This is a genomic window from Cryobacterium sp. MLB-32, assembly GCF_000738085.1.
In the GTDB taxonomy this organism is placed as follows: Bacteria; Actinomycetota; Actinomycetes; order Actinomycetales; family Microbacteriaceae; genus Cryobacterium.
Genome location: NZ_JPRS01000186.1, coordinates 1 through 6,912, shown reverse-complemented (window position 1 = coordinate 6,912; position 6,912 = coordinate 1). Strand labels below are relative to the sequence as shown.

The window sequence follows — 6,912 nt, the reverse complement described above, 5'->3', positions numbered from 1 at the left end:
ATACGAGCTTTCCTCACATAATCGTGAGTGATTTTTCCTCATTCATCAGGTGAATTATCCTCAGTCACCGGAAATGCTACCGCGCCGATTCAGCGGCACCCGAAGGGGGACTAGGCCCGTATTCCGAAGCGAACATATATTTTCGATATCGCTCGGGCATCAGCTACCGGCGCCACACAGAACGGAATCTCACCATGAAGCTTTTCACCAAGGTTCACGCACTCATCAACAGCCTGCGCTCCGAAGACGAGGGCGCCACCGCCGTGGAGTACGGCTTGATGGTTTCGCTCATCGCCGTGGTCATCATCAGCGCCGTCGCGCTGATCGGTACGAACCTCGACACGATGTTCGACAATGTCGGAACCAGTATCAAGAAGACGGTCTAGTCGACCCGTATTTCTGCACGGCGCCACGGCAGCGACCGAGTCCGGTCGCTGTCGTCGCACCGTTCGCGCCCCACGTACCCGAAGGACAGATCATGCGCCGTCTCCGCCACCTGCGTGACGACCGCGGCGCCGCCGCCGTCGAGTTCGCGCTCGTGCTCCCGGTGCTGCTGCTGCTCATCTTCGGCCTGATGGAATTCGGTCGGCTCTACAACGTACAGATCTCCCTGTCCAACGCGGCACGAGAGGGCGCCCGGACCATGGCGATCGAGAACAGCCCGGTTGCGGCTCGTGCCGCGGCCGTTGCCGCTGCTCCCTCCATCACGCCCGTGATCTCGACGTCGCAGATCGCCATCAGCCCCAACACGAATTGTGTGCCCGGTAGCACCGCCACGGTTGTCATCACCTACACCGTTGCGCTCATGACCGGCTGGTTCGGTCCCAACCTCACGCTGACCGGAACGGGAGCAATGCGATGCGGGGAATGATGCGCAGCCTGCGTGGCGAGGAAGGTGCGTCCGCGATCGTGGTGGCCCTCCTGCTGATCCCCATCCTCGGTTCATGGCCATCGCCCTCGACGTGGGCGCCCTCTACGCGGAACGCGCCCAACTTCAAAACGGTGCGGATGCCGCCGCCCTCGCCATCGCCCAGGAATGTGCGGGCCCAGGCTGCGCTGGAGCAGCCGCCCTGGCAGCGTCCTATGCAAACGCCAACGCGAACGACGGCGCCGCGACGGCACTTACTCCCACGTTCCCGAGTGCCCGCACGGTGACTGTCACCACAACCACGCGGGTGGCTGGCACGAATGCTCCCGCGATCCACCATCCCTTTGCTGCTTTCATCGGGCACGACTCATCGTCCGTTCAGGCCTCCGCCACCGCCGAATGGGGCTACCCGGGTGCCGCCCGAGTCGCGCTGCCGCTCGCGCTGTCGCTGTGCCAGGTTCCCTCCCATTTCACCGGCGCGCGGGTGGTTCTGGACTTCGGCTCGAGTACCGGATGCACCTCATCGGGGGCTGCCGTTCCCGGGGGCTTCGGCTGGCTCGTGCCCACCGGGGGGGACTGCGGCATGCTCGTCGACAGCCGGGTGTGGCAGACCCAGTCACGTCCCGGCAATAACTTTCCCGCGGCCTGTGATCCGACGCTCGGTGGACTCGCCGGCCAGACCATCCTGATCCCGGTGTACAACAGGGCGGACGCTTCCGGCACGAATGCCCTGTACCGCATATATGGCTTTGTGGCCTTCACCGTCACGGGATGGAATTTCTCCGGCGGGGGGCCCACGGCACGCTACCGGGATGACACGTCTGCCCCGGACTGCACCGGAACCTGCCGGGGTCTCCAAGGTTTCTTCACCGACCGGGTCTCCCTCGACGGCTCCGTAACCGATCTGGATGGCCCCGACCTCGGCGCATCCGTTATTCGTCTCATCAACTAGGACAACTATGAAATCCCGACTCATCGGTGCCGTTCTGGCCATCGTCATCGCTCTCGGTGGCGCGGTCAGCCTGATCGGTTACGTCCAGGGGGCCGACGCCCGCGCCGCCGACGGTGCCTCGTTCGTGTCGTCGATCGTCGTGACGACCGAGATTCCTGCCGGCACGCCGGCGGATGCCCTCAGCGAATTCGTGACCGTGAAGCAGATCCCGGCACTCGCCGCCGTGCCGGGGCGCGTGAGCGATCTGTCCGACCTCACCGGGCTTGTCAGCGGCGTGGCGCTCATGCCGGGGGAGCAATTGCTGACGAGCCGCTTCATCGACCCCGCGAGCCTCTCCATCCGCGGCGGGGTGCCTCTTCCGGATGGAATGCAGGCGGTGACCGTGGCCCTTCCGGTGGAGAACGTGGTGGGGGGAGAGGTCACCGCGAACGACACGGTCGGTGTGCTCATCTCGGCGACGGTGAGGCGCGGCGATGCGGATCTTCCCACCACGGGACAGGTCTTGCACAAGGTGCTCGTCCTGAGGGTTCAACCGGGAACATCCGTCACGCCGGGTGCCGGCGCGACCGATGCGCCCGCGGCATCAGATGGTCCGGTTGCCACGCTCATGGTCACGGTGGCTCTCTCTGCGGCAGACGTGGAAACCCTGGTGTGGGGCCAGCAATTCGGAAGTCTCTGGCTCACCCTCGAGCCCGCGGCGGCGGACGAAAGCGGATCGCGCTCGGTCGACGGAAGCACCGTGTTCCCGTGAGCACCATTGAGTTGAATGAAGCCGGGGTCGCGGGTTCCCCGGCATCCGGCTCCCCTCGCGTGATCACCGTTTTCTCTCCCCGGGGAGGCGTGGGCAAGAGCACCATTGCTGTCAACACCGCGGTCGGGCTCGCGCGGGTTGCGCCGCTTGAGGTGGTGCTCGTCGACGCTGACGTGCAATTCGGCGATGTCGCGACCTTTCTCGATCTCACCCCGGCCCACACCCTGCCTGACATGGTGGCGGATGCGCCCGCCGCGGATGTCCTTGTTCTGAAGACCCTGCTGACCGTGCACCCCGGCGGTTACTACGTTGTGTGCGGGGCGGCGTCACCGGTCGACGGCGACCGGGTCACCGGAGAACAACTGGCGCATTTGATCGACCAGCTGACGGACGTCTTTCGTTTCGTCATCGTGGACACGTCTCCGGGCCTCGGAGAGCATGCCCTGGCCATGATCGAAAAGGCAACGGATGCGGTTGCCGTATGTCAGCTGTCCGTGCCGAGCATCCGTGCGCTCGGTACGGCGCTTGGTGTGCTGGAGAGCCTGGGAATCACGCCGGCGCTCCGCCATGTGGTGCTGAACATTGTCGACAAGAAGAGTGGTCTCAGCCGCGCCGACGCTGAGGCCATCCTCGGTCGGAGCGTGGACATCGTCATTCCGCGGTCGAGCACGGTGGCGCTATCCGCCAATCGTGGAGTTCCATTTGTCGACGAGAGCCCCCGATCGTCTGCCGCCCGCGCGCTCCATGCCCTGGTTACCCGGTGTGCAGCGGTGCCGACCGACGGTCCCATTCCGTCGACCGCGGTGCCGGGTCGTGTGAACCGACGGAAGGCCGGTCAATGAAACTCACCGATCGTATGGACGCCCTGCGCGGCCGAGCTGCCCGTCCCATCGTGGCGGCACCGGGCAGCCAAAGCACCGAGGCATCCGCATTCGCTCCGGCCCCTGGTCTTGCCCCGGCCGTCGCTCCGCCCGTGACGTCACCGGCCCCCACCCCGTCATCCGCGGCACCGGTGCCCGGTGCGCAACGGCAGGCGCTCGCGGAGCTCAAGGAGCGCGCCGCGCAGGAGCTATTTGAGCGCATTGGTTCGCGCATGAACGACTCAACTCTCACCGAAGACAAGCTGCAGGCGTACGCGCGGGCAGAGCTCGTGGAAATCGTCGCCCGGGAACAGGTTCCGCTCACTGGTCAGGAACGGGCGCGCCTGATTCGTGAAATCGACGCGGACGTGCTCGGTTTCGGTCCGCTCGAGACGCTGCTCGAAGACCCGGACATCACGGAGATCATGGTGAACGGTCCCGATCAGGTGTACGTCGAACGGGCCGGCCGCCTGCAACCCAGCGGCATGAACTTCACCTCCGAGGAACAGCTTCGGCGAGTGATCGAGCGCATCGTCTCGAAGGTGGGACGCCGCATCGACGAGTCGTCGCCGATGGTCGACGCCCGCCTCGCGGACGGCTCCCGAGTGAACGCGATTATTCCCCCGCTGGCCGTGAACGGCTCGGCCCTCACCATTCGCAAGTTCTCCCGAGACCCGTTCATGATCTCGGACCTGATCGGGTTTGGCACCGTGACAGCGGACATGGCCACCCTGCTGGAGGCCTGCGTGAAGGCTCGCCTCAACATCATCGTGTCCGGGGGCACCGGCACGGGAAAGACGACGCTGCTGAACGTGCTGTCATCGTTCATCCCGTCCGACGAGCGAATCGTGACCATCGAAGACGCCGTGGAACTGCAACTCCAGCAGGATCATGTTGTTCGGCTGGAGGCGCGACCGGCCAACATCGAGGGCAAGGGCGAAATCACCATTCGCGATCTGGTGCGCAATTCCCTGCGGATGCGTCCCGACCGAATCGTGATCGGTGAGTGCCGCGGTGGCGAGAGCCTGGACATGCTGCAGGCCATGAATACCGGCCACGACGGCTCGCTGTCGACCGTGCATGCCAACACGCCTCGCGACGCGATCGCGCGCTTGGAAACACTCGTTCTGATGGCCGGTATGGACCTGCCCCTCAGGGCTGTGCGCGAACAGATCACGTCGGCGGTCGACGTGATCGTGCAGATTTCCCGGTTGAAAGATGGAACACGGCGGGTGACGCACGTCACGGAGGTGCAAGGCATGGAGGGGGACACCGTCACCCTGCAGGATGCTTTCACCTTCGATTACGCCGCCGGTGTGGACCCGGGCGGCCGCTTCCTCGGTCATGCCGTTGCAACGGGCATCCGTCCGCGCTTCACGGAGAGGTTTCACGACCTGGGAATTTACGTGGCGCCGGAAGTCTTCGGGCGCGTCACGCAGGGCGGCGCGTCACGGTGAGCGGACTTCTCCTCTATATGGGATTCGTCCTCGCGCTGGTGGCCATGCTCATCCTGGTCCGTGTGGTCATTTGGCCGCCCGAACCCCGCGTGGCGCTCGCCAGGCGGAGGGCGGTCGGTACCGTGCATGTCACGCGTCTGTCTCGGGTGACGGCTCGCACCGTCGACGTCATCGATGGCGTCATCAGTCGGCGTCCCACAGCCCTGTTCGACGCCGCGCGCCTGGAACAGGCCAGTATCCGCCTGAACCCACCATCCTTTGTGCTGATGGTGCTGTGTGCGGCTGCGGTGCTCGCCGCCTGCGGGTTGCTGCTCGCCGAGGGCGTCGTCGCAACGGCAGTGCTCATGTGCGTCTGTGCCGCTCTCGCACCATTGGGTGCACACGTCCTCGTGTCGGTACGGACCAGCCGACGTCGGGCCAGGTTCACCGAACAGCTCGACGACACCCTGACGTTCCTGGCCGGCGGTCTCCGGTCCGGGCACAGTCTGCTGCGGGTCATTGATGCGGTGTCGCAGGAGGCCGGGGCGCCGACAAACGAGGAATTCGCCCGGGTCGTGAACGAGACGAGGCTGGGCCGCGACCTCGCCGAGGCGTTGGAAGCCACGGCGGTGCGCATGCACAACGAGGACTTCCAGTGGGTCGCGCAGGCGATCGCCATCAACCGTGACGTCGGCGGTAAGCTCTCCGATGTCTTCGACCAGGTCAGCACAACCATTCGAGAACGAAACCAGATCCGTCGGCAGGTGAGCGCGCTCAGCGCCGAGGGCAAAATGTCGGCCTGGGTTCTTCTGGCGCTGCCGGTCGGAGTGTTCGTTTTCCTTCTGGTGGCGCAACCTACCTACTTCGCCGGCTTCTTCGTGAGCATCTGGGGTTATGTCGCCCTCGCACTCGCCGTTGTTCTGATGGCCGTGGGCTCGGTCTGGATGATGGCCGCCGTCAAAGTGAAATTCTAGGAGTCGGATTCATGTCTTTTCTTGCATACGCGGCCGCCGTGGCTCTGGCCGGCGGAATCGGCGCGGTCGTCTTTCTCGCGGTGGCCGCCGGGTGGCCGAGCCGCGCGAGCGTCGCCGGCGGCACCCCTCGAAAGTCTTTGCACACCATGCCGGCACTGCTGCGCACGCTTGCTCCTGCCGCCTATCTCGGCATGCTCGAGCGTCGCCTTGCTCTTGCCGGTCGACCCTCCGGGTGGACCGTCGAGCGGATCTTCATCGTCAAGCCGCTGCTCACGGCGCTGGGCGTCGGGCTCGCAGCCCTGTGGATCAGCGCCGATCCCGTTCCCCTGCGGATACTGCTGGGCGCTGTCTTGGTTGCACTGTGCTTCTTTGTGCCGGACCTGTTGCTCTCTAGCAGGGCACAGGAACGACAGGAGAAAATCCAGCTTGAACTGCCGGACATCCTGGACCAGATGACAATCTCGGTTGAAGCGGGGCTGAGCTTCGAGGCTGCCATGGCGAAAGTGGGCGGATCAGGCCGAGGGCCCCTCGCCGAGGAGTTGATCCGCACCCTGCAGGATATGAGTATGGGACGCAGCCGCAGAGACGCCTACCAGGCCCTGGCTGGTCGCACGTCATCGAACGACCTGCGTCGATTCACCCGATCGGTCGTCCAGGCGGACGCATACGGCGTTGCGATCTCCGATGTGCTGCAGGTGCAGGCGGGCGAAATGCGCCTGAAGCGGCGTCAGGCGGCGGAAGAGAAAGCGATGAAAGTTCCGGTGAAGGTACTCTTTCCGCTGATCTTCTGCATCCTGCCGGTGCTGTTCATCGTGTTGATGACGCCTGCCGCACTGAGCATCGCGAAGGCCTTCTCGTGAAGGACCGTGAACACACGCGCCCAGCTGCTATCTGGAGGGGTCGACGGGAATCGAACCCGCGTCATAAGTTTGGAAAACTCAGGCTCTACCATTGAGCTACGACCCCACACCCGTAATCTTGGGCACTCGAATATCGTAGTACATGAATCAGGGTGCGGAATGCCAGTGGGGGCACATCCAGCCGAAAGCCGTGCATTAGACTGGCTGAGGT

8 protein-coding genes and 1 tRNA gene are annotated in these 6,912 nt (G+C 64.7%); 8 read left to right on the top strand and 1 reads right to left on the bottom strand.

Features of this window, described 5'->3' with window-relative positions; translation table 11 throughout:
- Window positions 1-194 precede the first annotated feature (194 nt).
- The 8 genes from JF66_RS15310 to JF66_RS15275 all read left to right on the top strand — a co-directional run bounded on the left by JF66_RS15310 (window position 195) and on the right by JF66_RS15275 (window position 6,701).
- A complete protein-coding gene (locus JF66_RS15310) occupies window positions 195-386 on the top strand; it encodes a Flp family type IVb pilin (protein WP_035879399.1) in 192 nt (63 codons plus the stop codon).
- Between the two features lie 92 nt (window positions 387-478).
- Window positions 479-871 (top strand): TadE/TadG family type IV pilus assembly protein, encoded by a 393-nt coding sequence (locus JF66_RS15305; RefSeq protein ID WP_035879398.1) that lies wholly within the window; start codon window positions 479-481, stop codon window positions 869-871.
- Between the two features lie 73 nt (window positions 872-944).
- On the top strand, window positions 945-1,820 hold the full coding sequence (locus JF66_RS15300) for a pilus assembly protein TadG-related protein (RefSeq protein WP_051973608.1): 876 nt from the start codon (window positions 945-947) through the stop codon (window positions 1,818-1,820).
- Window positions 1,821-1,827: 7 nt separating this feature from the next.
- Window positions 1,828-2,571 (top strand): Flp pilus assembly protein CpaB, encoded by a 744-nt coding sequence (gene cpaB / locus JF66_RS15295; RefSeq protein ID WP_035879397.1) that lies wholly within the window; start codon window positions 1,828-1,830, stop codon window positions 2,569-2,571.
- A complete protein-coding gene (locus tag JF66_RS15290) occupies window positions 2,568-3,413 on the top strand; it encodes a P-loop NTPase (protein ID WP_051973607.1) in 846 nt (281 codons plus the stop codon). The genes cpaB and JF66_RS15290 overlap by 4 nt, the downstream gene beginning before the upstream one ends.
- The gene (locus JF66_RS15285) at window positions 3,410-4,888 is read left to right on the top strand and encodes a CpaF family protein (RefSeq protein ID WP_035879396.1); all 1,479 of its coding nucleotides are present in this window, start codon (window positions 3,410-3,412) and stop codon (window positions 4,886-4,888) included. The genes JF66_RS15290 and JF66_RS15285 overlap by 4 nt, the downstream gene beginning before the upstream one ends.
- A complete protein-coding gene (locus JF66_RS15280) occupies window positions 4,885-5,841 on the top strand; it encodes a type II secretion system F family protein (RefSeq protein ID WP_051973606.1) in 957 nt (318 codons plus the stop codon). Before JF66_RS15285 ends, JF66_RS15280 begins: the two co-directional genes overlap by 4 nt.
- A gap of 11 nt (window positions 5,842-5,852) precedes the next feature.
- Window positions 5,853-6,701 (top strand): type II secretion system F family protein, encoded by an 849-nt coding sequence (locus tag JF66_RS15275; protein ID WP_035879395.1) that lies wholly within the window; start codon window positions 5,853-5,855, stop codon window positions 6,699-6,701.
- Window positions 6,702-6,733: 32 nt separating this feature from the next.
- On the opposite strand, the gene JF66_RS15270 is transcribed toward JF66_RS15275, so the two are convergent.
- Window positions 6,734-6,807 (bottom strand) — tRNA-Gly (locus JF66_RS15270).
- Between the last annotated feature and the right edge of the window lie 105 nt (window positions 6,808-6,912).